The sequence below is a fragment of the Deinococcus sp. LM3 genome (assembly GCF_002017875.1).
Taxonomy (GTDB): Bacteria; Deinococcota; Deinococci; order Deinococcales; family Deinococcaceae; genus Deinococcus.
Genome location: NZ_MUFV01000004.1, coordinates 165,821 through 191,322, shown reverse-complemented (window position 1 = coordinate 191,322; position 25,502 = coordinate 165,821). Strand labels below are relative to the sequence as shown.

The window sequence follows — 25,502 nt, the reverse complement described above, 5'->3', positions numbered from 1 at the left end:
AAAACCTCACAAAATTCTCAATATCTCCAAGTCTGACTACAAGATTAAGAAAATTTTGTTAAGTATTTCATTCTGAGTAAAAAATAAGAACATGAGAATTGGAGAGATTGGGCGAAAACACCGTCCCAAACAACGAAAAGCGCATCGCCCTCCCGATCAGACTTGGAGAGAATTAATTTGACACGGTGCGCGCATGAGCCGCGTCCTCCAACACCTGAGCACAACCGGGATGTGCATGACCACCATGCAGATCCTCACGGAGCTGCGCGCGGCTGCGCCGATCTGCAAAGACCACGTTCGGACACAACTCACCCAGGGCCTAGCCGATGGCACCATCACCTGCGTGGCCGGCGTCTACTACGTCGTCACCGCCCAGATCAACGCCGCCCGGACCAACCACCTGCACCTCCTCGCCGAGGACCTCAAGCGCCACGGTCCCAGCGTCCGGCTGCCCATCATCAAACGCCTCGGGATCAGCGCGGCCTTTTTGGCCTGGCTGCTGGATGGTCCGCAGTCCATCGTGACGATCAGCCTGCACGGCAAACGCACCCGGATCCTGAGTGTCGTACAGCCCGAGCAACCTGCGCCTGACGCCAACGACCAGGACATCCAGCGCGTCCTCGACCACGTAAAAAATCTGAACGCGCGGCGGGACAGCATCACCCGCATGGTGACCGAGCTCAAGCTCGCCCGGTCCACCATCCTTCAGGCCGCCGAGCAGTTGGTCGAGCGAGGCTGCGCCGCCCTCCGCACTGGCTCGTTGCTTGTGCTGGAGTACCTCCGTGACCTGCCGGCACCCCAGCCCGCGACCGCGCCGATCACCGAGCCCTTGGTCGCCGCCACCCGCCGCGCGCCGGTGCGCCCCGCACCCCGCACGCTGGTCCACCGGCCTCACCCTCGCGGGCCGCGTGCGCCGCAGCCGCAGGGTCAAACGCCGCGTGCCACCCGGCGCACCGGTCCACCCGTGAGGGCAACCGGCCGCCCTGCTCCACCCACACGCGGCACACCGCTGGAGGTCACCTATGAGCGATTCACCCATACCAAGTCCAACCCCCGTGCTGGCCCGCCCAGCCCAACCAGTCGCTGTGCGACAGGTCGTGGAGCCGACGGTCGTAGAACCACAGATCGTGGAGCCGACGGTCAGAGAACCGCAGATCGTGGAGCCGACGGTCAGAGAACCGCAGATCGTGGAACCGAGGGTCGTAGAACCGCAGGTGCAACCCGCGTTCACGCCACCGCCCCCGGCACCCGCAGCTTCCCAGCCCACGGCACAGCTGCCCGCTCAGGGCCAGACGGCCGAGCCAGCCCCTCCAAAGCGGTCATACCGTCAGTTCGACGACATTTACATCACCCGGTTCGCGGGCATCCTCACCTACGTCCACGTGCTCAAGGACGCGCGCCTGGACGCCACGATCGGCAACTACCACTCCCAACCACAGGACGACAACTGGGTCGTGCAAGCCCTGACCGAGGCCGCTCGCCTCAGCCGCACGCGCAGCACCATTCGCATTCACACCACCGAATCCGAAATCACCAACGCCATCCGTGACCTGCGCAATAAAAGTGACGAGTACGGCGAACTCGCCCGCTCGCTGGCGAAATCCGGCAAGAGCTTCGTCCTCGCGCGCCCCGAGCGGGAATCCCCCATCTGGCGTGACCTGATGAAGCTCATGAAAGACGGCAAGATGCCCACCCCCAGCCCCCTCGTCACCTACGTCGTCCACACCGCCGCCATCACGGACTACGAACGCGTGTATACCGGCGTCGTCATGGTCGGCCTCGGCACCATCGTCGTCCACGCCACGGCGTCCACTGGCGACGATCTGATCGACGCGGAACTCAACATGATGGAATGGGTCCTCCAAGTCGGAGGCGGCGGTGGCCGCATCGACGTCCACCACTCCACAGATGGCGCGCGGCGAATCTGGGAACAAGCCGATCATCTCGCCAAGCAGGAAGGCACGCATGATCTGGGCCGCAGTGGGACCCGCCTGCGGTCCCTGGCCCGCGAGGCATTCCGCATCCGCACGCAGATCCAGGCGGCCCGAGCGCCCAATCCACTCTTCGACCGCTTTGCCCGGTTCGCGGCCAGCACGTGCTGGGCAGACGGCAACATCCTCTGACATGCAGACCCTTGACCAGTACGCGCGAACGGGGCTGATTCCAGCCCCGGTACTGGCCAGCACGGCGGCAGAACTGAAGCATGGCGGCAGCGTCCTCAACGCCCTCCACCGGCACCTGGGCGCCCAGACCGACACCGTCTGGGCGCAACTCGCCCACCGCAGCAACCGCACGTTTGTCCCTCACCCGGCCGCTGCTGGCCCGATCGACGCCCGCCTGCTGCCCCTCCACCTCGCCCTCGACCACCTGGTTCTCCCACGTGTCAGGGCCTTCACCACCATTCACCTGCTCAGCCCTGACCCGCTCGCCCGCGTGACGGACTTCGCGTCGCTCCGCGCCCACTTCAACCCACTCGTGCCGGGCGGTCAGGCCACGCTCCGCATTGATCTGGCCCCGCCCGCGACCTTCCGGGAACTCTTCACGCTGGTCTATCCGGATGCGCGCGCGCACTGGCGGGACGTGGAGGATGCCGCTGCCCTGGCGGCGCTCCTGCCCAGGTCTGCGTGGGAGAACTACCGGCCCAATCCGGAGGAAGAAGCGGACGCGCGGGCTGCCATGCTCGGCCTGCCTTACATCGACCCCACGACGTATCCGCCTACCCCTGGCGTTCTGCGAGACCACCCGGTCGTCCCCTTCACCACCAGACGCCTGTACCCCCACAGCACGGAGAACGGGCACCTTCTCGTGCTGGGCACCCTGATGCACAACGACGAGCTCCCCGCCCTGCAACACAAGGTTCAAACCCTTGAGGACGCGCTCCTGCAACCCATGAAACTCTGCCTGACCAGCCCGCGGCAACTGGCCCGCCTGCTCAGAACCCTCAGCGAGGTACACCCCGCATGACCACCACCTTCTCCAGCCAAGCCGCCCAGACGTTCCCTGAGGCTCTGCGCCCATTGTTCAGCCGCCTCGTCCACGAGGCCGTCCGCAGTGGCACGCTGGCCGCTGTGCCCGTGGCCAGTTCCGGTGAGCAGCAGGACTACCTCATGCTGCTCGACGCGAACTCCCAGGCGTGGCTCAGCGACATCAGTGCCAAAATCCGGGCCCTCCTCAAGCCCACCAACGCGCCCATCCCGGCGAACATCGCGGTGCACATTGACGCGTCCCTCCTGGCGGCCATCATTGAGGCTCGCTCTCAGCCCCGCCCGGACCGTACCCCAAAATCGACCGTGCAAGAGCGTCAACCCGGGAAACCCGCAGCCGTGACTCCGAAGAAAGGTGCAGAAGGTACCCAGCAACCCGTGGACGAGAGCCAGCCGAGCACTGAACCCCAGGTCGAAGTGAACGATGGCAGCGCTGCTTGATGAAGCCCTCGCGTGCCTGGCACGGGGGTGCTCCATCCTCCCCGTGCACGCAGGCAATGACCGGGACAAGGATCCACACAGTGCCCTGCTAATCCGGACGGGCTACCACCGTCCAGACCCTGAGAACCCCGCGCGCCTCCGGGCCAGCTGGAAGCCCCTCCAGACTGCCGCCCCCTCCGCAGAAACCGTCACGGCGTGGTTTGCCAACACGCAGAACGTCGGGATGGCACTCGTGACCGGCCGCATCAGTGGCCGGATCGTCATTGACTTCGACGGTGACGAAGGCCGCGCGTACGCCCACTCGCTGGGTATCCGGCCGCACGTCCGCACGGGCGGCGGCTATCACTGGCACTTACGGGCACCCGAGTGGCGCGTCGGGAATCTGGTCGGGAAGTCCACCCACGGCGCCCCCGACTGCGTCGACGTCCGGGGCGACGGCGGAAACGCCATCCTGCCGCCGACCGTGACCCGCAAGGGGCCTTACGTGTACCTCCGGGACCCGGCGGACATCGACACGCTCGACGACCTGCCCCTGACCCTGCGCGAAGCGCTCCGCCTGGTGCCACCACTCCCGGCGCCACCACCGATGACCGGTCCTCTCCCCCGCGGTGACGACCGATACCCCAGCAGCCGCATCCTCGACTGGGCACTCCAGAAAGTTCAGGACGGAACACTCGGTGGCCGGAACGACACGGGGTATCACCTTGCGTGGGCGCTGTACAACAACGGCTACAGCCACGCGGAAGTGCTCCAGGTCGGCCAGACGTACGTCAGCCATGTCGGGCACCAACACCCGGATGGTCGGGGGGCACCGTACACCCTGGACGAGTACCGCGCGAGCATGCGCACCGCGTACACCGCACCACGTGGCGAGCCGTGGGGGTACAGCAGCACAGATGCCCGTTCTACGCCACAGACCGCCACTCAGGCGTTGGAGGACGTATACGCCCAGCTCCCACCCGAAGATCAAGCGCGGGCGGCGCACCTGGTCGCGCGCGAGTGGGCGGCCACTGGACGGCCCATCGAGGACACCATCCGGTACCTGCGCTTGATCGGCCATGACGCGGCCCCGAAGACCGCTCGCGCGGCCTACGTCGCACACGAGCGCCGTGAAGCCATGCCCGGGTCCTTGGACACCTTCCTGCGCGCCCGGCGGGTGCGGTACGGGAGGAGCACTTGACGCGGGGGCTGGACTCTGCCAACAATGGCAGCACGAAATCCTGCAGGGTTCACCCCCTGCCCCCGTTGTCAAAACCCCACCGTTCCCGTTCGGGATTGCACGCACGTGCACGGTGGGGTTTTGCTTTGCCCGGAGGCTGCTGATGCGGCCTCCGGGCCCCACTGCAGCCTCCGGAAGGAGGCCTCATGTTCGTACTCGAATACACCGTCGGCGGCACGTCCAAGTTCCAGTTCGGGGCCTGCCCCAAGAGTCTCAGAGCAGCTGTGAGAGCACAGGAGCAAGGCACCAGCCTCGCCCTGGGCGAACCCATCCGCACCGACCGACTCCACCTCTTCCCCGCCGTTCAGGCCCGCCTGAACCACCAGTAACCCTTGTGGGTCGCCTCGAGCGGCCCGGCACCGTCCAAAGCGTGCCGGGCTCCCCCGACCGCACTCGACTTCACCCGCCCAGCTGATCCCCCTTCTCACCGGAGGGCGGACAGCCCCCGGACCTGAAGTCCTCCACACTGGAGGCAAGGAGTACACCATGGCACGAGGCATGAATCACGTTTTCCTGATCGGCGTTCTCGCTCGCGACCCCGAAATGCGCTACACCCCCAGCGGCACCGCCGTCTTCGAAGCCACCATCGCCGGTGAAGATCACATCACCGGCAGTGACGGCCAGCCCCGCAAACTCCCCTGGTACCACCGCGTGTCCATCCTCGGCAAACCCGCCGAATGGCAGGCCGAACGCAACCTCAAGGCCGGCGACGCCGTGATGGTCGAAGGCAGCGTGGAGTACAGCCAGTGGGACGCACCGGAAGGCGGCAAGCGCAGCATGGTCCGCGTCAAAGCCCAGCGCATGGAGCAGCTCGGGTACTCGCCGGAACTCATTCAGGACGCCGGAGGCGGTGTGCGGATGAGTGGCGGCATGAACGAAGTCATCCTGATCGGCAACGTCACCCGTGACCCCGAACTCCGCTACACACCCGCCGGCGACGCCGTGCTCGGACTCGGCCTGGCCGTGAACGAGACCTGGAACGACCGTCAGGGTCAGAAGCAGGAGAAGACCCACTGGATCGACGTCACCCTGTGGCGCGAACTCGCCGAACGCATGAAGGACCTCCGCAAAGGGGATCCCGTGCTCGTGCAGGGACGCCTCACCAACGAAGCCTGGACGGATCGCGACGGCAACAAGCGCAACACCACCAAGGTGGAAGCGTCCCTTGTCGAAGCGCTCGCCCGTGGCACCACCGCGCAGGGCAGCACGCCGACCCGCAGTGCCGCGCCCGCCCCCGCACGTCAGCCTGTCGCCGCCGGAGCCTCCCGCTCCAGCAGCCCGGCCCCGACGCGCCCCGCCCCCACCCACTCGGGAGGACTCGACATCGATCAGGGACTGGATGATCACTTCCCGCCCGACGAGGACCTGCCTTTCTGAGTCACCCCGTTGAGATGCTGTACGCGCCGAGTTGACCTTGTGTCCTCGAACCGTACAACAACAGCCCTATCCGGCTGGATGATCCCCGATTGACCTTGCGTCTCGGGGATTTTCTCATTGGTGGATCCGACGTGGCATTTCCCGCTGTAGCGCGGCGCAGAAGGTGCTACAGTCATCTCAGTTTCTCCGCGAAGGTCACTTCGCCCCCGTTGTCGAAATCCTGCCGGCCCCCACGAGGGCACCCCCTTTCACGGGGACCGGCAGGATTTCTCTTTTTTCGCTCAGGAGTGCGTCAGCAAGCAGTGTGCTGGCGCCCTCCCGGGCCCACACATTGATTGCTGACGCACTCCGCCTTCACCGCCCATCCGTGGGCACAAGGAGTGCGTCATGCTCATCATCACCCGTCAGCAGTTCGCCGTTGCCGTCATCGCCCTCGCCCTGATGGCCGCCGTCATCCTGCTCGACCTGCCCGCCGGTTTCGGCGTGGCCACTATCGCCGCTTTCCTCATCAGCGGTCTGATCGTCACCCTGCAAGGCTGGGAAGAGCACAGCACCCGCCTGACGCTCGTTCAGCGCAGCACGGACAACCTGAAGGATGGCCGCATGGTCATCCGCCTGCAGGCCGCTGGCCTCGCGCCCGTCACGCTGCACGTCGGCGACCTGATCGACACGATCAAGGACGCTCAACGCGAAGCGCGCTGGGACCGCATGCAGTCCAGGACCGTGCCCGTGAGCGGGTCCGTGCGTCTGATCATCCTCACGCATGGCGACACCAGTGTCGTCAACTTCCGCCCCACCAGCGGGGTCGGTTACCGGGTCATCGTGCCCACCAACCAGCTTCAGCAGCTGCTGCCCCGTTAAGCCCCGTCCACCCGATCCTTCCCGGCACGAACTGCGTGCCGGGGTCCCATACGGGGCACGGCGCTGCAGCTTCGGTCCGGACCTCCACCAGGAGCCTCCCATGACCATGAAACGTGAAATCTGGAGCGAGAAGCGCCACCAAACCGTACTTGCCGTCCCGAACGTGCTCGGGGAGGATGTGTTCCTCGAAGTGCTGCGTCAGGTAAAAAACGACTACGTCCGACTCACGGACGTCGAGACCCTGCACCTGGCCTCCATGGCCACGGAGGGAACGCCTGACCAGCAGCTCTTCGCTCGTGACCAGCTCGCGCGCAACGCTGGCCCGCTGATCCTGGAAGTCGCGTACGAATACAGCACCCGTTTCGGCGGGCTGCTCGAAGCGTATGACGGCGCCCTGCACCAGCTGAACAAGCTGCTCCCGCGAGTCACTGAAACCGAAGGCGGGAAAATCCGCCGGACCGGTTGGAACCCCAACCAGAACGGCTTCCGCTGGCTGGCCTGGGTGCAGTACAAACTGCCCGCAGAGATGCCCATGGCGGCCGAACGTCTGGTCGACGACAAGCGTGCCAGTGGCGCACCCGCTGCGATCGCCTCCGGGCGCTCCAGGCTCCTCGCCACGGTCGGCAACGACGGCGCCCTCTTCGACGAGTGGGTCCGTCTGGCCAAGACGACCCGTCCCGCGAGCCACCTCCCGAAAGGCCGCAAGAACCTCATCGTGAAAAAAGGCGGTCTGCGCCGCGTCACCGCGACCTTCCTGGCCGCCGGTGTCAACGGGAAGACCATCCCCACGAAAGCCCTCCCGGAAGCCCGCACCAGCGTGTTGCCCCTGACGCCCGCGTGGATCGCCCGCGCTGTGCGAGCGAATGCCCGCGCCATCCTGGCCCGCCCGAAACTGAGCGAGTCGACGATGCGGCAGGCCCGCGCACTGGCCACCGTCACGGAACTGTGGGTGAACCGGAACGCGAAAGCGCACCGCCTCGACGCCGTCACTGGCGAAGACGGCGACCAGCGTCTCGCGGACATCCTCACCGCTGAACCCGTGGCGCCCCAGCGTTACGAAGCCCCGCTCCACCAGCTGGATCAGATCCGCGCCCTGCGCGCCTACCAGCGGTTCGGCCCCATCCACGGTGCGGTCCTCACTCGCCTTCCTGTCCGGGAACTCCTTCCCGTGCACCGGAAGCGGCAGCAGGAACGTCAGGTGCGGGACCGGTTCGCTCAGTTCTGCGAGCAGGCCGGGATTCCCGGCCAGGGACATGACGCCATCGCGGCGGCACGTCTCGCGCTCACCCTGACCGGTACGCCCCTGAACGCGCCCATGGATGATGTCCGTGAAGCGCTGCGCGGCGTGCAGGCAGCCCTGCGCGGCAAGACCGCCGTCTCCCGTCCGTCCCAGCTGGGCTCCGCCCTCCTGACGGCGCTGATCGGTACCCCCCTCCAGCGTGCGTCCAAGGACGACGAAGCCGTCGCCGGTGCCCTGCACCGGGCCAACCCCACCCTCCTCTTCCGGTTCAACCTGGCGGCCGCCGTGCTCTACGGCCGGAAGCTGGACCGTCAGGGTAAGGCCGACCGGACCTTCGTGGCCGCCTGCGTGAAAGCCGGTGTGCGCATCAAACACGCGGAAGACGCACTTGATCAGCTCGCCCACGTGCCTATCACGACCCGCCGCGCCCAGCGCGTCCGGGTTCAGGGTGGCACCCGCTACGTCCGTCCCATGCAACTCGCGCTCGAAGCCTGCGCTCAGAGCGCCGACGCCCGGGCGCGCGACGCCCGACTGACCCTCCTCCGCCTGGAAGGCGAACTCGCTGCTGCTGAAGCTGCCGCGGACGTCGCCCCAGAAGCGGAATGGATCGCCGCCCTGGATCACGCCAAGGACATCCGGACCCAGTACCTGGCGGCGCATCGCGTCAGCGAAACGCTCACGAACTGCGCCGAAGCCCTCGAAGAGAGCGGCACCGACCTGAACCTGGGCCGTGCACTCCTCGCCCTGGTCGATCAGGACAACATCCTGGACGATCACCTGGCCCTACAGAACCCGCTCGCGTGGTGGGCTGACGCCTGGTGGTCCATCCCCGAAGGCGCAAGCGAAATTCACGTGCCCTTCTGAACTGAATCTCTTTCCCCATTGCGGTGGGGAGAGATCCCCCCACCGCTCCCCTGGAGCACCCATGAATGACCGACTTGATCTGGCCCAGCTCGCCCCCCACGCCCCCAAGCGGAACGTCGCCGATTTCCTTCGCCGGACCATCGACCCTGACTTCCTCGAACGCTGCGTGGACAAGCAGGCCAGTGTGGCCGCCCAGCGAGCCGCTGCCCGCAAACGCGGCGATGACGTGACGATCACGGCGCCCCTGGCCGGCGTCCTGATCGGCACAAAACAGCAGTACCCCGCCCTATACGACGCGTTCTTCGCCCTTGTGAAGGCTGGGGTCATGGCGCGCCACCAACGCACCGCGATCACCGAAGGCATGCCGTTCGCTGGCGTGAAGTCCGGTGACCGCGTGGCCGTGACGGAACGCGACTTCATTGACCCCTTGACCGTGCACACCCGCGAGGGCGTGGACATCGACCTCCGTGCCGAAAGCGCCCTGGTGCGTCTCTCCCGTTCATGGATGGAAGTGGACCGCGTGTTCAACGCGGAAACCGTCCTCTCCAGGGGTGAAGCGGGCGCGCTGGAAGCCACCCAATTCGCGCACAGTGAGTATCAGGTCCTCAGCGAGAGCCTCCTGACCGAGGTCCTCGACGTCGAAGGCCTGCTCATCCCCTGGGACGCGTCACCTCGTGACGCCCGGGTCCTCGCCGAAACCATCAGTGACACGTACCTGCGCGCCCGCGTGCTGGCCGCGCTCGATCAGATGGACGGCGTGGATGACAGCAGGCGCGTCTACCTCCACAGCGAAGGCCAACCCGCCTTCCGCGTCCGGAAGATTGCACCCGTCGAGAAGTGGAAGCCGTACACGCCCACCCCTCCTCAGCGGACCGTCCCGGAACCCACTCCCCAGAAACGGCGCCCCAGCCGGACCACCACGGCGAAGAAACGTGTGGTTTCCGTCGCGGCACACGCCGACATGCTCACCCGCCTGAGCGCCCTCCGACAGGAACGAGAGACCATCTCCGAACTGATGGGCAGCGCGATCGAAGACGGGGACCTGCGTGAAAGTGCCGCCTACGATGAAGCCCGCACCCGCATGTTCGAAACAGACGCCGCGATCAGTCAACTCGAACGCGACCTGCTCGACGTGGAACCGGGTGACGTGGACAGCAACATCGGCCGCACCTTCGAGATCACCATCGCCGGCGTCCCCAAAACTGTCCGCCTCACCGATGGACACCCCCAGATCGGCGAAGTCAGCACCGCCGGATCACTCGGTCAGGCCCTGCTCCACGCCACCGCTGGACAGACCGTGACCGTCACCTCCACGCACCACCGCCTCGTGCCCACCACCAGCCGTCAGATCATGACTGCCGGAACCGTCACGAGTAAGCGCCACGTCCCAGAAGGCGTGACCGCACCAGCCATCAACGACGTGCACACCCAGTACACGTCCACACTCGTCACCTACAAGCGGGAACAACCAGTCCAGGTTGTGAACGTGATCCACATCCTCAGCATCACCTGAACCCTCATCATCACCCCGTTGACTTCGCCTGCCCTACTGGTTGACCTTGCGTCCCAGGCCTGCACGCGAACTGCGCTCACCCGCAGAAGATGCCCCCGATTGACCTTGTGTCTCGGGGGTTTCCTGTTTCGTCACCCCTACGTCACACACACTCGGGGCATGCGACGACTCAGCACCGTGCTGTTGCCCGCCGCCCTCCTGCTGTCTTCATGCGGCAACGGGGCCTTCAGCAATCCGTTCATTCAGACCATCGAGGTCACCCTCAATCCCAGTGCCGTCACCCTCCCACCGGGCAGCTCTACACGCGTCCAGGTGACCGGCAAAGTCAGTGGCACCACTGACACCGTCACGGGCCTGAACATCACCGCCCGCGAAGTTCCGGCGGAATTGACCGTGACGCCCAGCACGGGCGCCCTGACCGTCGCCGTGCAGTCCGGGGCGGCCCCAGGGACCTACAGCGTGCCGCTGGCCGTCACTGCCACGGGCGGGAGCGGTACGGCCGTCCTGGCCGTGACGGTCACCCCCACGACCCGTACGCCGTACACCGTCAAACCCATCACGGCCCTGACGTTGCAGCCCGGCCAGCAGCGCCGAGTCTCCATCACGCCGGACCGCGCTGGAGAACTCGCTACCGACGTGCGGATCACCGGCATCACGGGCGCGCTGAGCGTCACGCGGGACACCGACCCGCTCGGCTTCACGATCAGCGCGGCCGCCACTCAGACCGTCGGAGCGTACGTCCTGCAGATCACGACGTCCGATGGCACACAAACCGTCACCACCCCACTCACCGTGAACGTTGAGGAGCAGAAATGAAAACGCGTCTGAAGATGGTCATCCTGGGAGCATCACTGGCCTTTGGCCTCGCCTCCGCAGCTCCAATGGAGGCCCCCCAGAACACGTACATGGGCGGCAGCATCACCCGCGAGTACCGCGCCAGTGATCTGAAGCAGGCGTACGGGATTCTCGATATCGCCATGGGCGAAATCTGGGTGCTCAATCTCCCCGATGACGTGGTGGATGTCATCACGTCCCGCGAGGGCGTCCTGCAGTTCTCCCAGCGCGGTCAACGGGTGGTGATCGGAGCGACGGCCAGCACCGGCTCGTACCCGATCCTGGTGATGACGGCTGACAGCGTGTACTTCTTCCAGGCGCGCCTTGCGCCGTCCCGCGGTGGCGGTGTGCGGAACATCATCGTTCGCGCTGATCAGGCGCCGGAACCCGAGCAGCAGATCCCCGGCTTCCCCACTCAGGCCGCACCCACCAACGCGCTCCCGCAGACCAGCGTGCCAGCTCCGGCCACGGCCTCCCGTGCAGTCGCTGCAACCCCCACTGCATCTGCCCCCACTGCAACCGTTCCTCGGACGACGACCTCCACGCCGACCAGGGCGGTCACGTCGCAGGTCACCCCACAACCCGCCGTCTCTCCTGTGTCCGTGCCCGTGTCTCTGCCAGCACGGGCGGACGTCGAGTTTCGCGCCCTGACCAACGGGCAGCAGACGAGGGTCTACTACCGGATTACCAACTCCGGGAGCGTCCCGGTCACGTTCGACGAACGGCGCCTCACTCTGAACGGCGTTCAAGGCCTGGGGGCGACGGACGCCGTGGTGCGCGTCAACCCAGGCGAAACGAAGTACGGTCAGGTCGATCTGACCACTGCCCCCACCAGCATCAACGCCCAGTGGCAGGGCAGCAGCGTGGACGGGCAGGCGGCCGCTGAGGTCTTGCGGACGGTCACGGTCGAGCGCCTGGGTGCCAGTTGAGTGAACCCCTGAACCGGGAAACGTCCGCCGATGCTCTGGCGGACGTTTCCTCTCTCCTGCACGACCTGGCCATCGGGAGCCGCCGACTCGCGGATCTCGATGGCCGCGTGGACGTGGCCGCCCTGGTCCAGCAGGACCTCCTGCGGGTCGTGCACGGCGTCCTCGGTCCTGTGGTCATCCTGGGTACGGCTGGCCGGGCGGCGTGCCAGCTCACGAACCCGAAACCCCTCTCCGCGAGCACGGCTACGGATGAAGTGGCGCTGCGCGAAGCGACCCTCATGGCCGTCGCGCGTGGGTACACCGTGACCCTTGTGGGGTCCCGCTCACTGCGCCTGAACGATGCCGCCGGGCGAGAGCACGTGCTCTACATCCGCGTGTCGAGTGGGCCCCCCAGCACGAAGTGGGTGGCCACCCTCATCCGGCGGCACCGCAGCACCCTCCGACTGCACTCCAGCACGCTCATTCTGGTCGTCACCCGGCCCGAGAACTACGACCGGCAGGTCCAGTACCAGCGTCACCTTCAGGTCTGGGCACTCCAGTAGTCCACCGTGATGACCTCTACGTGCGGGTAGTCCGCCTTCATCCGGGCGGATCGGATCGCGCTGGGGGTCGCCCAGACCAGTCTGCTGTACGGTTCGAACTGACGCACCTTGCGGCGGATCGTGCGGCGGTCGTATCCCGCGTCGTACTCCATGGCGACCAGCTCTTCCCCGTCCTTCATGACAGCGTCCGGTCGGTGAAAACGGCCGCCCCGGTCAATCGTCCACTGCTCGGCACTCGCGGCCAGCTGCCACCGCATGGCCGCTGTGCCTGCCGCGTGGGACAGGGAGCTGATCGGCGCGTCCCGCAGCCTGGAGTCCGAGGCTGCGCGAAACGTCACGTCCACCGTCCAGGAGCTCTTCCGCATGGGCTGCACGGACAGGGTCAGCCCAGGGAAACGCGTGCCGTCCAGCCCCACCCTGGATAGCATCGCGTCGGTCAGCACGTCGTCAACTGCGAGCAGCTCCTCGATCGCCTGCCGATTCCGGTTCGCCTGAGCGAGCCGGTCCATGGGCGTGGGGCGAGGGCTGGGAGGTGATTGAATCACTTCACGCTCACGTCGATTCGGATGGCGAGCGGCTCTCCGGCGGGCAGCTGTCCGAAGGGCACGACCTGCGCTTTGGTGTCCGGCACGACGAACGCCTGGGCCAGGTTGCCGCCCAGCGCGAGCCAGAAGTTCTGCGGGCGCTCCTGCGTCGTGACCAGGCCTGACGCGGAGTACGTCGTTGACTTGGCCGACTGGGACTGCACGAAGGACTGAACGCCAGTGAGCAGGCCATTCAGCGCCGTCCTGGCGGCATTCGGTGACGCGGTCCGCACGCGCCCGCCAATACCAGGGCCGTCCGACGACTCCACATAAGCAGTGACAGGTACCTGCGTGCCCGTCTGCGTGAGCAGCATCGTGAAGGCCAGCAGGATCCGTCCACGGTCATCGAGGGAAGCCGTGCCCCGCCACATCGCCCCGTCAGCAGAGCGTGCCCAGACGGGATGCGTGACTCCGGGATACACGGCGACCGGTGTCGTCAGGGTCGCTTCCACCACACTCCCCGGCATGGCCACACTGCGGGCATCACCGGCCACCTGAGGAGCTGCGGAGGGCGTAGGGGCGGGTGAAGACGCAGGGGTGGCCGGGGTGGAGAGTTCGGGTTGCACGGTACGCCCCGAACTCGTGGACACGAAGCCGCCCGTCGTGGTGGCCTGCGAAGTCGCAGTGCTCGCGCTGACCAGGGCACCCGACTGCGCGGGCGTGGCAGCAGCACTGGAAACGAGACCGCCCGTCGCGTTGGCAGATGGCCGCTCCGTGGCCGCGCGAGACACCAAGCCCGTCGCCTGGGGTGCAGCCGATGCCGCAGGCGTCGTGGAAGTCAAGGCCGCACGCGGGGTCGCTGGCGCGGGCGTCGTCGCCACGACCGCGGGACGGGTCTCCGGCTGACTGGCTGCCCCTGCAGGTTGCTGGGAGATCAGGGCCTGTCGTTCGACGGGTGCCGCAGACGCAGCAGGGGCTACCCCGGTGAAGGCAGACGTAGGGGTGACCGTCACGGGGGTGGCCCTGGCCGTCACGGGCACGGGCGCCGCCGTGATCGGCTGCGGGGCCGCAACTGAACCCCCGTACGGATCAGGGAGACGCGTCGACGTGACGGGCACCGGCGTAGGGGTGACGGGCGCAGAGGTGACTGGCATGGGCGTCACGTCTGGGTATGCACTCTGCACGGGCGTGACCGGCTCGACTGGTGCTGGCGCAGCAGGCGTAGGGGTGACCGGTGTCGGCGAGATGGGTTCCGGTGCAGCCACCGGCGTGCTGCTCGGCGTGATCGGCTCAACAGGTGTGGGGGTGTCCTGCGTACTCTGCGGCAGGCTACTGGTCGGCGCGGCCGCGACCGTGGGGGTGACGGCCTCCGACACGGCCTCTTCACTCTTGGATGCGGCGGCCTTTTTCTCCGGCATGACCGCCGTGATCAGCACGGCCGCAAGCAGCAGGCCTCCGGCGCCCACGACGAACGTGGCCGGACGCACCCGCCCCTTCCCTCGTGCACTTTTCCCCTGAGCTCGCTGGAACTGCGTGGTCAGGACCGTCATGGCGTTGCCCTTCTGACTCGCCTTCCCGAACAGCTCGCGGGCCTCCTCAGCCTGCTCGTCGATCACGGCCTCATTGATCCGCCGGGCGAGCGTGGCGTCCTGAGCGGAGACCTGCCCGAGGAAGGTCGAGAATTCGGGGCTCTCCGGCTCGACCAGCGTCAGGTCGGGGTCCAGGGCATGGAGTTGACGTTCGATCTCGGCGCGGTGTTCAGCGTGATATGGCATGCCGTCAGCGTGCCTGTCCTCGGGGTGACGACATGCACCCCGAATTTCCACGCGCATCTGGAATACCCCCGAAGGGGGGGGTACTTCCCCTGCGTGGGCGGTCACCCCTACGTCCCTCACGGTGCGGGATGGAGGTCCACCCATGAACACTCAGAACCCTGTCCGCCCCGTTTCCGCCCTGCACGCCGTGAACGCCCTGTACCTGCGCCTCGTGGTCCTGCTCACCCTCGCCGTCACCTCAAGTGCGTTCGCGCAGGCCACCCCCGAAGCCTTCCAGAAGAACATGGACGACAAAGCCGGGGTGTTCTGCAAGTACGTGAACATCCTCCCCCAGAGCAAGTGGGTCACGCTGGTCGCCCTCGTGTTCTTCATCATCGGCGCGATCCTGATGATCTTCGGCGGCCGCGGCGGCAACGTCTACCTCTTCCGGGGCATCGGCGCCGTCGTGATCATCCCCGCCCTGATCTCCCTGGGCGCGTCGTTCGGCATCGTCTGCTGACGGACCACGTATGGACGAGATTCCATTCCCACAGTACCGGAAGGGGGTCCCGAAGGCGGGCCTGGACGAGGTGACGCATTTCATGCTCGCCGTCGTCCTGGCCGCCTTCCCTTACTTCTTCATGCAGCTCCTCCTCGGCGACTGGGGGTTTGCCCCGGTCGTCTCGGGTGCCGTCGCGTGGGCCTCGTTCCGGTTCGTGACGGTGCCCATTGTCCGCTACATCTTCCAGCAGCTTCCCCCCGTGTTCCTGGAGCATTACGTCGCCACCGTCTACTTCCGGGGCGGCCTCACCACCCGTCCGGACCCGGAACCCATTCCCTTCAAGGTGGACTGAATGCCCTACCACGACGTCGGCAACGCCCTGAAAGTGGCGGAGAACCAAAGTAACCTCACCCAGCAGTTGACGTACCACGGCCTCGAGAACGGCACGGTCTTCACGCTCGACAACAAGATGACGTTCGGGCTGAACGTCGATCTCCTGTCCGCGGCCCGGGCCACGCCGGACGTCCGGGTGGCCAATCGGGACCGCATCATGGCCGCGATTCAGGGAGCGCTGCCTGCCGGCGCCGTGGTGCGCTTCTACCTGGACAATCGCCCGGCCACCCGGACGGCACTCGCCCAACTCGCGCCCATCGAGCGGGATGGCAGTCCCGTCGAGCGGATGCTCCAGGCGAATCACGCGGTCCTCGAACGCATGCGGCGTGGCCACTGGGTCAGCGACAGCTCGGCCTACTTCACGGTGACCCTCACCGTGCCCGGCCGACCCAAGAAGACGCCGTACAAGGACGTCAACCTGCAAGCCCTGGTCTCCAAAGCGGCCACGCTCCAGAGTCGCCTCGCCCGGCAGCTCACCCTCGGCGGTATGCGCACGAGCCCCATGTCCAGTGACGACGTCTGGGCGCGTATCGTCGATTACTTCAACCCGGGTATGGCCAGCGCGGAGAAACCCGTCTATCAACGGGATCTCGACGCCGGTGACCTGGCCGCCTACCGCGTCGGCCAGAAGCTCAAGAACAATCCCAAGGCGCCACGTCCCTTCGTGGCGACCATGCGCGCCCAGGTCGCGTGCAGCGGTATCGATCTGGACCATGACGCCTGCTTCACCGTCGGCCACACCCGGGTGGGCATCGTGTCGTTCCTCAAGCCGACCCGGAGCACCCACGTCGGTGCCACGGAAGAAATCATCCAGGCCCTGGGCGGCACGCACTCCACGTTCATGGTCGAGTACCTGGTCGTGGACGCCCCGAAAGTCCGCGCGCAGATCAACGAGTCACTGGACAAGCAGGAAACGGCTGCCAGTGATCCCTCCATGAAGGCCGGGCGTGAAGTGTACACGCGCATCTCGGAAGGGACGGCCCTGGTGCAGGCCCTGGAGATGGGGCAGGTCCTCACGGAAATGAGCATGCACGCCATCATCTTCGCTCGCTCTCAGGAGGAACTGGACGAACGGCGTGAGCGGACACTCGCGGCCTTCAGTTCGGTCGGGGGCTGCATGCCCCGCATCGCGTCGCACGCGGACGGCATTCACCTGTACCTGCAGAATGCGCCCTTCAGCGGGAAGCGCAGCGCGTATCAGGTGGCGGCGTACTACCGGAACGCGGTCGATTGCATGCCGCAGGCTGGTCCATGGTCGGGAACGCGTGAAGGCGTGCTGCCCCTGCGAGGCCGACGGGGCAACGTGTTCTCGATCTCGCCAGTCGCACCGGGTATCCGCAACGCGGGCGTGGTGGTAGCGGGCAGCAGTGGCGGGGGGAAGAGCGTTCTGATCTCCATGCTCGCTGCCGGGCTGGTGCACCGACATCAGGCCTCCCTGACGGTCGTCGACCCGAAACGGGACTACCTCCCACTCTTCACGGCGCTTGGTGCCGCCGATGCCATCGTCAGCATCAAGCCCAACGCCCGGCTCCCCTCCGGCGAGCGGGTCCGCATCAATCCATTCGATCTTCGCGATGAGGACGACACGGTCACTGCCGAAAAAATCTCGTACCTGCTGGAGTTGATGCGCGCCCTGCGCATCAACGACCTGAGTGGGCGGCGCGTCAGCATTCTGCACGAGGCCATCCAGGTGTTCTACCGACGGTTCTCCCGGCCCGTGGACCGGGGCGGTGAGGTGGTCGACCGCTACACGGGCGAGGGGACCCTGACGGACTTCGCGGACATCATTTCGCGTCTGAACATCGTGGGGGACAAGCCCGTCCAGTCCGAGTCGGAGCTGCGCCGTGAGGTGAGCGACGTCGCCAACGAACTCCGGGCCTACACCACCGAAAAAACGCCAATCGGGAGCCTGTTGGACGGCCCCACCACCGTGAACGTTCAGTCCCGGTACCTGTACCTCGATATCAGCGGCATGATTGACCACCCCCAGCTCCTGACCATCGGGACGCTGCTGACCAACGAACTCGTCTGGAATCGAAGCATGAACATGGAAGGCCGGAAGGTCATCGTCATAGAAGAAGCGGGGGTCGCGAAGGAGCTTCCCGGTCTCGTCCAGCTCACCAACCGCCTGTTCATGACGGGCCGTTCCCTCGGGATGATTCCCATCCTGGCCATGCAGAACATCGAGACCGCAAAAGCCTATAAGGACGTCGTCAACAACGCGAACACCCGCATCCTGCTGGAGAGCAAGCCGTCCGAGCGAGAAGATGTCGCCGCACTCTTCGATCTGAATGCGTCCATGCGTGCCCTGTACGCCTCGCTGAGCGGCGAAGCGAACCGGTTCCGCGAGGTCCTTGTCCTCCAGAACGGCGGGAGTGGGCACCTGGACGGCGATGTCGGCCAGCTGTGGCTCTCCCGGGAGGCGTACTGGATGAGCACCAGTGAAAAGGAGGAAGCAGACTACCGGGCCCACGTGGCGGCAGAACTGTACGCCGGGGATGAAGCCCGGGCCGCCATTCACATCGCGCAGGAGGAGCAGCATGCCGCATAGACCCGCAGTGACCCGAACACTGGCGCTCACGGCCTTCATATCCGGCCCCGCACTCGCCCAGGACGACATCCTCGACCCCATCAGCGGGGCGCTCGACGGCGCCAACAACGTCATGATGACTGTCGACAGCACGATCGCCATGCTCTCCAAAGCCATTGATCTACTCACGATGGTCCCCGTCATCGGGCCGTTCGCGCAGATGCTCAAACCCATCGTCAATACCTACATGGACATGAAGACGACGATCATGCCCATCATCGACGCCGGGAACCGTGGCATGGCGTACGTCAAGCAGATCAACGAAGCCCGGAACACGGTCCGGCAGATGTTCAGTAACAGCAACTTCTCCGACCGCGTGAACAGCATCAACAGCCTGGTCGGGCAGTTCGGCGGCCTGAGTTCCCTGAATGGGAACGCCCGCACCATCGACCCGAACGACCCCCGGGGCAGCGTCGCGCGCATCCTGTCGTCAGCAGACCAGCAGATCGCGGACGTGCGCTCACAGATCAGCCAGGCCCAGTCCCAGCGGGACATGCCGAGGTACCGTGCCCTCGTGCAGCGGGAGGAGGAACTGAAAGGCCTCCGCACCCGCATCCGGCAGGCGGGTGAAATGGCCGCCAGTCAGCGAGACTCGATGAAACTCGTGACCCGCACCAGTCAGGTGGCCGCGGACGCCGCCCGCCGCGCGCCCGGGCAGGCCGCGAACCTCCAGGCGACCCTGAGTGCCGAGGGGGCCCTGAAGATCCTGGGCACCATGGCCATCGAGCAACTGAACGTCAACGCGGGTGGGTTCGATGCCCTCAGTCAGCAGCTCGCCACGATCAGCCAGAACCAGACCATCACGAACGAGCAGAACGACCAGCTGCTCAGTCACTTCCAGCAGCAGGAGCGGGAGCGGACCGCGCGGAACCGGCAGCTCATCGAGGAGACCACGCGCCGCCAGGAGGAAGAGTACAAGTCCATGGTCAAACGCACGGACCTGCTCGCGGACAGCATCGGGCAGACACTCCGCCCGAGTGATGAGCGGCGCAGTGACATCCGCAGCCTGATGGGCGGCAGCAAGTGATTCGTGCGCTGCCCCTGCTGGTCCTGCTTGCCGGGGTGGCGCACGCCGCAGGCACCCCCGTCGAGTGCCCCACCGCAGCCGTCGCGTCAACCGCTGACGTGACCCTGAGTGCGTTCCTCCCCAACGCGCCCTGCCTCTTCGCTCAGAACATCGACCTCTGGGCACGGTGGGGCCTCTGGACTGGCATGGCGACCGTCGGCCTGACCCTGACGGCCGCGTTCTTCTTCTGGAAGCTCTTCGCCGCGGTCATGGGTGGGGCGCCGGAGAAGGCGCTCATGCCCTTCATGATCGCCGCCGTGATCGGCCTGCTCGTGTCCCCCGCCCGGGAGAACAAGGGACTGTTGCCCGACATTCAGGCCAGTGCCATGGAAGGATTCGTCAGCCTGTACAGCATGTCAGCAGCTGTAGGCACCCGCGCCATGACGGAAGGCCCGACGAGCGTGCAGGAGCAAACACGAGCGTTAGGGAAGAACGTCGCCCTGCTCGTCGCGCGCGGCTCTCAGGCAGCGGAGATCCGCAAGCAGCTGGACGCGATCAAGGCTGGGGAAATTTCGGGCGACTTGAAGGACCCCAACCTCGTGAACAGCCTGTACGCCCAGCAGCTGGAGAAGGATCAGGCTGGCATCAATCAGGCCTTCTCCGGGAACGGCTGGGTGTTCAACATCGGCTTCCTCCTCCTGTACGGGCTGTTCGCCATTTTCGCCGGGATCATCTTCGCGGTGGGGTTCGGTCTGCAACTGTCCCTGCTGCTGTTGCCCATCGCCATTGCCTTCCTGGTGCTGGGCCGATTCCAACCCGCCGGGTACGTTGGTGCTTCGTACCTCGCGGCCATGTTGACGGCCGCGCTCATGCCGGTTGGGGTGGCGAGCGTCACCACGGTGGGCCTGAGCATCCCTGCGGCTCGCCTGACGCCGACGGTGACCAAGATGAACGCTGAAGTGGCCACGAACCTCCAACGGTACCAGCGGAGTATCGATCAGGGGTGCAGCTTCACGGAGATCGGGTGCCAGCTCAACGAGCAGGTCATGCTCCCGATTCAGTCCGACCTGAGCAGCCTGAAAGAACTGTTCGGGCAGATGATCCTGATGGTGGCCGCCTTGATCGTCGGCCTGTCGATTGCCGCGTCCGCACTCCGCAGATTGCCCAGTGGCATTGCTGGACTGATCGGGATCTCTGGCGGCGGTGAGTCCTCTGGCGTGGAAACTGGAGCGCTCACGAAAGTCCTGGGCGGCGCCGCGAAACTGGCAGGCGCTGAAATGCTCATGAAAGCCGTGCAGGCCAAAGCCGTGGGCGGCATGCTCGGCAAACGAAGTGGCGGGACCTCCACTGGAGGGAGCACCGCTGGCGGGGAGAGTGCCGCACCAGGTGTGCCCAGTGGATCGGTCAGTGCATCCGGCAGTGTCCCTCCTGAAACCGTCACGGAAGGCGCTCAGGGCGCGGCGGCCACCAATCCCAATGTTCCGCCCGAAGCAGTCACAGCACCCAGCATGAGCACGCCGATTGGCGCGGGGTACGCAGCCTTCCGGAGTGCCCGCGAGAATGGTCAGGGACGCGCGGGCGCTGCGGTCGCGGGCGGGCGTGGCGTCGCTACGGCCGTGGGTACCCAGGCCCAGGAATCCTTCAGCACGGGCGCCAAGGCAGTGCGGGCGTCCGCCGGTCAGAGCCTCCAGGCAGCTCGGGCGCAGGTTGCCGCGTCCGCCTGGGGTGGAACGGCCAACGCGCAGAAGGCTGGCCAGGCCTGGGAGGCCGGTGTCGCTGGACCCGCGCGGGCCGTGCGGAGTGACATTCGGGCCATTCGCGAGGATATCCAGGCGAGGCGCGGACCGGACAGTACCAATCAGTTCGGGCCGCGCGACGCAGACGCGGCAGAACTGCACCCCAGGGTGACCGTTGCCGAGGCTGAGGCAACTGCGACGGCAGACCGCGCTGCTGCGATCCGAGGCGCGACCGCGTACGCCGACGACGTCCGCCCCCCGAGCGGCCGGGCCATCAGTGCCATGCGAGCCCAGGGCGGCAGTGAAGGTTCTGCCCGCCCGGGACCCGCCATCGTGACCCCACGGCAGGCAACGCAAGACGGCCAGTCGCTCCGGGGAGAAGGAACGAACCTGCCGGCGTACTCCGGAACGCCGAACCAGGCACCCCCACCCGCTCCGAATCCACTGGATGTGGAAGCAGAACGGAACCGGCAGCGGGCAGAGCAGGGTCCGAGACCCGCAGTGGTCCTTGGGGGCGTGCCGAGGCGGGCTATTCATGCGGCGTCCAGTGGAGGGCGTGCGATTCCGGGGGTGGACGTGAGTCCGCTGGGCCCGAGCCCCGCACCTGCGCCCGCACCGGCCCCTGCGCCCACGCCCGCACGTGCGCCGTCCCGGAACGAGATCTCCCAGGCACGACTGGCCAATCGTGAAGCGGCAGCGGCGAGCACGCCCGCGGCAGCGCCGACCGCTTCCCCGGCCCCTGCGCCATCGGCCCCGTCAGCGCCCACCTCGACTCCGGAAGCCCCGCCTGCCCCGAGGCCGACCACTGCACCGGCGAGTGAGACGCCGTCTGCTGCTGCGCCCGCCCCAACGCCAGCACAGGCCCCGACTGCTCCAGCGACCCCGACACCGACTCCTGCACCTCGTCCCACTCCCCCTGCACCCGCACCGACGCCTGCCGCGACCCCCTCGGCTCCGGCTGCGCCGACTGCACCGACACCAGTGTCTCCCGCCCCCGCGCCGCGTCCAGCTCCTGCCCCGGCCCCATCGACGCCTGCAGAGACGCCTACGGCGCCGACTGCACCGACACCAGCGTCTCCTGCTCCTGCACCCCGGCCAACTCCGGCACCGGCACCTCGTCCTGCTCCTGCGCCTGCACCGGCACCGATGCCTGCACCTGCACCCCAGGCTGCTCCAGTCACGCCGAACCCGCAGTCTGCTGCAGCGACACCGGCAAGCACGCCCACGCCTCCAGCCCCCGCTGAACCCCCCGCTCCTGCACCCAGGGTCTCCCCCGCCCCGGCACCCAAGGTCACCCCTGCCAGCGCCGGACAGACGAATCCGCCCTCGACGTCAGACCAGAAAGAGGACTGAACATGACACACGCCCATCAAACGGCGTGGAGAGTTCGGGGAGGCGCCGTTCGCGTCTCCCCGCTCTACACCCCCACGTCACCCGCACAGCCCTGCAGCACCCACCCCACTCCTCCCGTCAGCGTGACGGTACCGGCCATCTGGCGGCGTCTCCGGAGCGCGCCGTGACGCCCTCTCAACCGGAGCGGCCGCAGGCGAACCCGCCGAGTCCCGTCGCCGTTGCGGCCATGAGCAGCACCATGCTCGCCGTGGGCGTCCTGCTCATGCAGGCCCTGGACGTCGGTCAACGGTCGGCCGCCTTGATCTTCCAGCACACTGGCCTTGCGCAGGCCCGCCAGTTGAAGGAGGACGCCATGGCCGCCCTGCTGATCGCCTGTGGAACTGACGAGAAGTGTGGCCCCTGGCTCAGCGCGCAGTTCTCCGCGGGCATGGCCTGGTACTGGCTGGCCCTCCTGCTGCCCGTCATCGCCATTCCCCTCACGATGAAATTCTTCCCCAGTCGCAAGGCGGTCCCGCAGAAGGATCCAGGGCTTGCCCGTTGGGAAAACAAGGCGGCCCTGAAGCGGTACATGTTCGGGAGTGATTCCACGAACGACCCGTTCATCGGATTCCTCGGGTACCTCAAGAGCGGCGAGGTGGGCGGCACGTTCGATTCCAAGGACCTGCCGCCCATGTACATCCCGCTGGAGGACTGGTGCCAGAACACCCTGGTGTGGGGCGGCATCCGGAGCGGGAAGACGACGTCGTTCTTCCAGCCGAACATCTTCCTGGGCGCGCACCTGGGCATCACGTGCGTGGTGTTCGACGTGAAGTGGCCGCAGAAGGACAGCGGGTTCTACGAGACGATCGGGTACTGGCACGCGCGGAAGCGGCGCACGGTGCTGCTCGCGCCGTATGAGCCGTATGGGGCGCGCGTGAATCTGATCGCGGGCGTCTTCTCCTTCTCGGACGCGCTGGAGGTGGCGGACGCCGTGTTCCCACCTCCAGAGTTCATGGAGGAGCGTGGGAAGCACTACAACGACAAGAAGCGCTTCATGATCGCCGCGCTGATGTGGCTCCTCCGCACGGAGATGGGCGACCGGGCCCACATGGGTCACGTCCTGGAACACGCCATGCTGCCCGACGACCGCCTCATGGAATGGGTCGAGACGGCCAGGGACGAGCAGGCGAAAGCGATCCTCACCGGGTACCGGGACGCGGGCGAGAGCAACTTCGCCGAGACCAAGAACGGCATCATCAGTGCCCTCAAGGTGTTCTTCAATCAAGACGTCGTCCGGGCCACGAGTGGCCTTCCGACCGAGACCACGCAACTGGAGGAATGCTTCCGTCAGCCCTCCTTGGTGATGGTGGGCATCAACCAGAAGAACATGATGGACGGCTCAGGCGAGGTGCTCTTCCGACTCTACAAACGCCTGCTGGATGCAGCGGCCATGCGTGTAGCGGCGGAGCAGGGCGGCCGCCTCAGGGTGCACCTGGCGTACATGATGGACGAGCTGCCCAGCATCGGGAAGATCAACTACATGATGCGGTCCCTGGGGACGCTGCGCTCGTACAACATCTCCCACCACCTTGGGATTCAGAACGACGCGCAGGGCCAACTGGTATACGGGGAGGCGTACTGGAAGGCCATCACGACGAACGTGGTGGCCCGCGTGATCGTGTTCCCGCGCGGCATCAATGGGGATGACGCGAAGAAGATCCGGGACCTGATCGGCAAGACGACCGCCACGGAAGTCGGGGTGACGGGTAGCCGCTCCATCCGCGTGCTGGAGCACGAGGGCAGCAATGCCGTGTCCGCCAAGCTCGTCGAGCGAGACCTGCTCTCCTATGAGGAGTTCTCTCAATTCACGCTGGGCGAAGCGGTGGTCCGCGTGAATGGTCACCAGCCGATCAGGACGCAGCTCGCGCCCATGACCATGGCGACCGTGGAGGGAAGTGGCATCAAGCCAGGGTCGAAGCCCAACCTGCTTCACGGGTTCTACCAGGAGACCATCGCGCGTTGCCCGGGCGGCCTGGTGGCGTACACGGCCCGGATCATCCAGGACGGTGCACTCGCAGGCGCAACGAGCGTACCGGCTCAGGACCATCGGGGCACGCCCTCACGCCCCGTCCCCGCGTCGGCGGCACCGCAGCCCGCTCCCGCCCAGGGCGCGACGGGGAGTGGTGCCAACCTGCCGGACGCGGAGGTGGTGCAGTGGCTGCGGGCGTGCATGACTGAACTGATCGAGATTGAGTTGCAACTGCCGGAGCGGGTGGTGACGGTGCGTCTGGATGATGATGCGGATACCGTCAACGGCAAGAATGCCGTCACGCGATTGGTGATCGGCGGACTCCTCGAGCGCACCCGGACCACCTCGCACGCCCGCCTGACCAAGAAGGCACAGGCGGCCCTCCCCGAGGACCTGAAAGCCGATCTGGCGGACTATCCGGACGCCTACGCCGTCTACCGGTGGCTCCGGGATAACGCCCTGAGCATCAGCGGCACGCCCGAGCGTGCGGCGTATGAAGCCCAGTGCGCGAGTACCGACCCCCCCACCACGCCGACCGAGCTTGCCGCTCAGGTGATCGACGGGACCCTGCTGTGCACTATGACCCGCACCCGGGAGATCTTCAGGGGTGAGGGCGTCCTCCGGTTCCCGCAGAAGCGGATTGGCAGTCGGGATCACAACCAGATCCCCGTCCAGTCACTCGCTGCGACGGCAGCCGCCGTCCGTCAGGCGCGGGCCGCAGAAGCCGAACCGACTGGGGAGGGCAAGCTGTCCCGGAAGGAGCAAAAGCGGCAATCGAAGGCGGACCTCGTGAACAGTGTCGTGGGGGGGCCACCCAGCTCGCCCTGACGGT

Annotated in this window: 21 protein-coding genes; 17 read left to right on the top strand and 4 right to left on the bottom strand. The window is 66.5% G+C overall.

Translation table 11 applies throughout. The features are described from left to right. Positions 1 to 319 precede the first annotated feature (319 nt). Positions 320 to 886 carry a hypothetical protein gene (locus BXU09_RS18220; protein WP_078305744.1) on the bottom strand — a complete coding sequence of 189 codons (567 nt, stop codon included), beginning with the start codon at positions 884 to 886 and terminating at the stop codon, positions 320 to 322. A gap of 136 nt (positions 887 to 1,022) precedes the next feature. On the opposite strand from BXU09_RS18220, the gene BXU09_RS18210 reads away from it, so the two are divergent. From BXU09_RS18210 to BXU09_RS18155, 12 genes are all read left to right on the top strand, one after another. Next, positions 1,023 to 2,123: a hypothetical protein gene (locus BXU09_RS18210; RefSeq protein ID WP_240501498.1), complete on the top strand. Its 1,101-nt coding sequence runs from the start codon at positions 1,023 to 1,025 to the stop codon at positions 2,121 to 2,123. 1 nt (position 2,124) lies between these two features. After that, on the top strand, positions 2,125 to 2,964 hold the full coding sequence (locus BXU09_RS18205) for a hypothetical protein (protein ID WP_078305742.1): 840 nt from the start codon (positions 2,125 to 2,127) through the stop codon (positions 2,962 to 2,964). Then, the gene (locus tag BXU09_RS18200; RefSeq protein ID WP_078305741.1) at positions 2,961 to 3,425 is read left to right on the top strand and encodes a hypothetical protein; all 465 of its coding nucleotides are present in this window, start codon (positions 2,961 to 2,963) and stop codon (positions 3,423 to 3,425) included. Before BXU09_RS18205 ends, BXU09_RS18200 begins: the two co-directional genes overlap by 4 nt. After that, complete coding sequence (locus BXU09_RS18195) at positions 3,409 to 4,605, top strand: bifunctional DNA primase/polymerase (protein ID WP_078305740.1); 1,197 nt, start codon at positions 3,409 to 3,411, stop codon at positions 4,603 to 4,605. Before BXU09_RS18200 ends, BXU09_RS18195 begins: the two co-directional genes overlap by 17 nt. A 185-nt stretch (positions 4,606 to 4,790) precedes the next feature. Continuing rightward, positions 4,791 to 4,973 carry a hypothetical protein gene (locus BXU09_RS18190; protein ID WP_055364262.1) on the top strand — a complete coding sequence of 61 codons (183 nt, stop codon included), beginning with the start codon at positions 4,791 to 4,793 and terminating at the stop codon, positions 4,971 to 4,973. A 169-nt stretch (positions 4,974 to 5,142) separates the two neighbouring features. Then, a complete protein-coding gene (locus tag BXU09_RS18185) occupies positions 5,143 to 6,021 on the top strand; it encodes a single-stranded DNA-binding protein (protein WP_240501496.1) in 879 nt (292 codons plus the stop codon). A 387-nt stretch (positions 6,022 to 6,408) separates the two neighbouring features. After that, positions 6,409 to 6,882: a hypothetical protein gene (locus BXU09_RS18180; RefSeq protein ID WP_078305738.1), complete on the top strand. Its 474-nt coding sequence runs from the start codon at positions 6,409 to 6,411 to the stop codon at positions 6,880 to 6,882. 100 nt (positions 6,883 to 6,982) lie between these two features. Beyond that, positions 6,983 to 8,986: a hypothetical protein gene (locus tag BXU09_RS18175; protein ID WP_078305737.1), complete on the top strand. Its 2,004-nt coding sequence runs from the start codon at positions 6,983 to 6,985 to the stop codon at positions 8,984 to 8,986. A 61-nt stretch (positions 8,987 to 9,047) separates the two neighbouring features. After that, positions 9,048 to 10,499, top strand: coding sequence for a transcription elongation factor (locus BXU09_RS21735; RefSeq protein WP_240501494.1), 1,452 nt, complete (start codon positions 9,048 to 9,050; stop codon positions 10,497 to 10,499). Positions 10,500 to 10,658: 159 nt separating this feature from the next. Further along, on the top strand, positions 10,659 to 11,315 hold the full coding sequence (locus BXU09_RS18165) for a hypothetical protein (protein WP_078305736.1): 657 nt from the start codon (positions 10,659 to 10,661) through the stop codon (positions 11,313 to 11,315). Then, positions 11,312 to 12,262, top strand: a complete 951-nt coding sequence (locus tag BXU09_RS18160) for a hypothetical protein (protein WP_078305735.1) — start codon at positions 11,312 to 11,314, stop codon at positions 12,260 to 12,262. The genes BXU09_RS18165 and BXU09_RS18160 overlap by 4 nt, the downstream gene beginning before the upstream one ends. Further along, complete coding sequence (locus BXU09_RS18155; RefSeq protein WP_078305734.1) at positions 12,259 to 12,804, top strand: hypothetical protein; 546 nt, start codon at positions 12,259 to 12,261, stop codon at positions 12,802 to 12,804. The genes BXU09_RS18160 and BXU09_RS18155 overlap by 4 nt, the downstream gene beginning before the upstream one ends. Here the strand turns inward: BXU09_RS18155 and BXU09_RS18150 are convergent. Together BXU09_RS18150 and BXU09_RS21730 are read right to left on the bottom strand one after the other, a co-directional pair. Next, positions 12,783 to 13,313 (bottom strand): hypothetical protein, encoded by a 531-nt coding sequence (locus BXU09_RS18150; RefSeq protein ID WP_078305733.1) that lies wholly within the window; start codon positions 13,311 to 13,313, stop codon positions 12,783 to 12,785. The two genes, BXU09_RS18155 and BXU09_RS18150, sit on opposite strands and share 22 nt — an antisense overlap. Before the next feature lie 32 nt (positions 13,314 to 13,345). Beyond that, positions 13,346 to 15,103, bottom strand: a complete 1,758-nt coding sequence (locus BXU09_RS21730) for a hypothetical protein (RefSeq protein ID WP_217449152.1) — start codon at positions 15,101 to 15,103, stop codon at positions 13,346 to 13,348. A gap of 142 nt (positions 15,104 to 15,245) precedes the next feature. Here BXU09_RS21730 and BXU09_RS18140 point away from each other — a divergent pair, with 142 nt between their 5' ends. The 4 genes from BXU09_RS18140 (at position 15,246) to BXU09_RS18125 (ending at position 19,594) form a co-directional block, all read left to right on the top strand. After that, the gene (locus tag BXU09_RS18140; protein WP_078305732.1) at positions 15,246 to 15,602 is read left to right on the top strand and encodes a hypothetical protein; all 357 of its coding nucleotides are present in this window, start codon (positions 15,246 to 15,248) and stop codon (positions 15,600 to 15,602) included. An 82-nt stretch (positions 15,603 to 15,684) separates the two neighbouring features. After that, on the top strand, positions 15,685 to 15,936 hold the full coding sequence (locus BXU09_RS18135; RefSeq protein ID WP_230288916.1) for a hypothetical protein: 252 nt from the start codon (positions 15,685 to 15,687) through the stop codon (positions 15,934 to 15,936). Next, positions 15,937 to 18,528: a DUF87 domain-containing protein gene (locus BXU09_RS18130; protein ID WP_078305730.1), complete on the top strand. Its 2,592-nt coding sequence runs from the start codon at positions 15,937 to 15,939 to the stop codon at positions 18,526 to 18,528. Positions 18,529 to 18,535: 7 nt separating this feature from the next. Beyond that, positions 18,536 to 19,594 (top strand): hypothetical protein, encoded by a 1,059-nt coding sequence (locus BXU09_RS18125; protein WP_078305729.1) that lies wholly within the window; start codon positions 18,536 to 18,538, stop codon positions 19,592 to 19,594. Between the two features lie 461 nt (positions 19,595 to 20,055). Here BXU09_RS18125 and BXU09_RS20565 read toward each other — a convergent pair whose 3' ends face one another. Further along, entirely contained in the window at positions 20,056 to 21,471 is a 1,416-nt protein-coding gene (locus tag BXU09_RS20565; protein ID WP_144012365.1) for a hypothetical protein, read from the bottom strand. Between the two features lie 1,354 nt (positions 21,472 to 22,825). Here BXU09_RS20565 and BXU09_RS18105 point away from each other — a divergent pair. Continuing rightward, positions 22,826 to 25,498, top strand: a complete 2,673-nt coding sequence (locus BXU09_RS18105; RefSeq protein WP_078305725.1) for a type IV secretory system conjugative DNA transfer family protein — start codon at positions 22,826 to 22,828, stop codon at positions 25,496 to 25,498. Positions 25,499 to 25,502: the final 4 nt, after the last annotated feature.

Bases quoted from the DNA above. Each gene is read 5' to 3' on its own strand.
- BXU09_RS18210 (WP_240501498.1), top strand. From the start codon at position 1,023: ATGAGCGATTCACCCATACCAAGTCCAACCCCCGTGCTGGCCCGCCCA.
- BXU09_RS18205 (WP_078305742.1), top strand. From the start codon at position 2,125: ATGCAGACCCTTGACCAGTACGCGCGAACGGGGCTGATTCCAGCCCCG.
- BXU09_RS18200 (WP_078305741.1), top strand. From the start codon at position 2,961: ATGACCACCACCTTCTCCAGCCAAGCCGCCCAGACGTTCCCTGAGGCT.
- BXU09_RS18195 (WP_078305740.1), top strand. From the start codon at position 3,409: ATGGCAGCGCTGCTTGATGAAGCCCTCGCGTGCCTGGCACGGGGGTGC.
- BXU09_RS18190 (WP_055364262.1), top strand. From the start codon at position 4,791: ATGTTCGTACTCGAATACACCGTCGGCGGCACGTCCAAGTTCCAGTTC.
- BXU09_RS18185 (WP_240501496.1), top strand. From the start codon at position 5,143: ATGAATCACGTTTTCCTGATCGGCGTTCTCGCTCGCGACCCCGAAATG.
- BXU09_RS18180 (WP_078305738.1), top strand. From the start codon at position 6,409: ATGCTCATCATCACCCGTCAGCAGTTCGCCGTTGCCGTCATCGCCCTC.
- BXU09_RS18175 (WP_078305737.1), top strand. From the start codon at position 6,983: ATGACCATGAAACGTGAAATCTGGAGCGAGAAGCGCCACCAAACCGTA.
- BXU09_RS21735 (WP_240501494.1), top strand. From the start codon at position 9,048: ATGAATGACCGACTTGATCTGGCCCAGCTCGCCCCCCACGCCCCCAAG.
- BXU09_RS18165 (WP_078305736.1), top strand. From the start codon at position 10,659: ATGCGACGACTCAGCACCGTGCTGTTGCCCGCCGCCCTCCTGCTGTCT.
- BXU09_RS18160 (WP_078305735.1), top strand. From the start codon at position 11,312: ATGAAAACGCGTCTGAAGATGGTCATCCTGGGAGCATCACTGGCCTTT.
- BXU09_RS18150 (WP_078305733.1), bottom strand. From the start codon at position 13,313: ATGGACCGGCTCGCTCAGGCGAACCGGAATCGGCAGGCGATCGAGGAG.
- BXU09_RS21730 (WP_217449152.1), bottom strand. From the start codon at position 15,103: ATGCCATATCACGCTGAACACCGCGCCGAGATCGAACGTCAACTCCAT.
- BXU09_RS18140 (WP_078305732.1), top strand. From the start codon at position 15,246: ATGAACACTCAGAACCCTGTCCGCCCCGTTTCCGCCCTGCACGCCGTG.
- BXU09_RS18135 (WP_230288916.1), top strand. From the start codon at position 15,685: ATGCTCGCCGTCGTCCTGGCCGCCTTCCCTTACTTCTTCATGCAGCTC.
- BXU09_RS18130 (WP_078305730.1), top strand. From the start codon at position 15,937: ATGCCCTACCACGACGTCGGCAACGCCCTGAAAGTGGCGGAGAACCAA.